1 protein-coding gene is annotated in these 516 nt (G+C 46.1%); it reads right to left on the minus strand.

The genetic code is table 11. The features are described 5' to 3' along the window. The coding region (locus tag R8O10_RS27565) for a metal-dependent hydrolase (RefSeq protein WP_318192279.1) at positions 1 to 516 on the minus strand (516 nt) is incomplete at both ends.

The following is a 516-nucleotide window of genomic DNA, read 5'->3' on the forward strand; positions in this document are numbered from 1 at the left end:
AGTCATCCGGGTCTTGCATTACAAAACCATTTGAAAACCAACGGAAACGTTCAATATCTTTCGCTTGCTGAGATTGTGGGTCGAGCCATGGAAATTGTGTTTTCACATTGAGCTTTGGTGTGGATTCGCCAGGATAGATTTTTATTGAGCGCCCCACTCTTACCGCATCCACATAGTAGTTATCTTCCGTTTCATAAATCACTTTCCAGACTAAAAGATTGCCGAAGGTTGGTTTTGCTTTTAGCTGCACAGCACTGTGCTGTCGCTCTTGGACGATTTTCCACCCGGCCGCTTCTGCTCTATCTCGTTGAATAACCCCAAGAGTCAGATAAGCCAGAGACCATAGAAATGCGACACGCGCATAACTTCGATTTCGCTTCAGTGCGGCAAACAAAAGCAGGATCAAAATAGGAAGTGAGAAAGCGGGGTCGATAACCGAGATCGTGTTCCAGGCATAGCGTGTGTTGCTTATCGGCCAAAAAAGCTGAGTCCCATAGCTGGTGCAAGCATCTAACA

Source organism: Vibrio sp. 1727 (genome assembly GCF_033344415.1).
GTDB classification, from domain to species: domain Bacteria; phylum Pseudomonadota; class Gammaproteobacteria; order Enterobacterales; family Vibrionaceae; genus Vibrio; species Vibrio alginolyticus.